Raw genomic sequence first — 1,520 nt, 5'->3', positions numbered from 1 at the left:
AGCGGCGTCACCAGATGGCACACCTCGACCGGCTTGCGCGGCACCACGAACACATCGATCAAGCTGTAGTAATCCAGCACCTCGTCATGCGGCACGCGTCCGGTGAAGACGGCGTCGTCGAGGCCGAGCCCGGCTGCTTGCAGCATCAGGCGTTCGCGCTCGGCGCCGTCGCCGACGATGAGCAGGTTGGTCTTGGCGACCCCGGCCGCACGCAGTTGGGCGTACGCGTCGATGAGGGTGTCGATGCCCTCGTATTCGACGATGGACGAGATGTACCCGATGACGGTGGTGTCGGGGTCGATCCCGAGCTTCTCCGCCAACACCGGATTACGGGTCAACCGAGGGAAGGCCTGAACGTCCACCCCGTTCGGCACGACGGTGATCCGATCCCGGTCCACACCACCGGCCTCGATCCGATCCGCCATCACATCCGCGAGCGTGACCACGTGCGACGCCTCCCGGCGACACCGGTCCTCGATCTCCCGCCGCCACAGATACACGTCCGGCAGGCCGAACCGCGACTCCAGCCGCCCGAGGTCGTCCCAGCCGTAGAGTTCGGCCTGGCGCTGGAGCCAGGTCTCCTCCCAGAAGCCCCGGGACTCGTAGACCACCGGAATGCCGAAGTCCCGGCCCACGACTTCGGCAGAGAGGGCGTTGAGGAAGTCCGACGCCGCGTGCAGCACCGACGGCCGCACCACCCGCACCACGTTGGCCAGGCGCTGGATATGCGTACTCAGCCAGGCGTCCAACGGTTCCGAACCCCGCGCCGCGCCCGGAATCCGGTGGTACGCGATCCCGTCGACCTCCTCCCGCGCGTAGTCCGAACCCGGCTCGCCGAAGCCCATATGCGTGACGACGTGGGGATCCAACCCGGTGTCCCGCTGCGCCAACGCCGAGTAGTGCGTCCGCAGGGTGTAGCCGGTCTGGGTATGCGGCAGTGAACTCCCCACCACATGCAGCACCCGGCCCGGACGTGCCTCGTACTCCCGATCCTCCGGCCGGGTCGACAGCGTCAGCGTCCCGGACAGCACCGCGATCTCACCCTCGATCACGGCGAGGTCCTTCGCGTCCTTCGCGTTGGCCGCGTCGCCGAGCAACTGGGCCACCTCGCGGGCCTTGACCAGGTAGCCGCGCCGCCGCAACTCGTTGCGCAGCCGACGCAGCGTACGCGGGGCGAGGGTCGCCAGCGTCCCGGCTGCGGTGAGGTCGCGGTGGATCTCCAGGACGCGGCCGTCGTCGAGCGCCTCCTCGGTGGGATCGGGCTTCGGCAGCGCCCCGAGCTTGTCGTAGAGCTGCAGGTAGGTCTCGGCGTTCGCGGCCCAGGTACGTTCCGCGCGAACCCACGAGGCACCGATCTCGGCGAGCCGGCGACGGCGGCCCGGGTCGGCGAGCAGTTCCAGGAGCACCCCCGCCAGCGACGACGCGTCGCCGGCCTCGAAGAGCGCGGCGGCGCCGCTCTGCTCCGCGATACGAGCCAGCGCCCGGACGTTGGACAGCACCACGGTCCGGCCCGTCGAGAA

1 protein-coding gene is annotated in these 1,520 nt (G+C 69.7%); it reads right to left on the bottom strand.

Annotated features, from left to right (window positions below):
- Positions 1-1,520, bottom strand: a 1,520-nt coding sequence (locus AB0M47_RS42735) for a glycosyltransferase (protein WP_363424770.1), incomplete at both ends; no start/stop codon positions are given.

Origin of the sequence: Hamadaea sp. NPDC051192 (genome assembly GCF_040682475.1) — a bacterium.
Classification (GTDB): Bacteria; Actinomycetota; Actinomycetes; order Mycobacteriales; family Micromonosporaceae; genus Hamadaea; species Hamadaea flava.
This window is presented reverse-complemented; position numbering and strand designations above follow the sequence as displayed.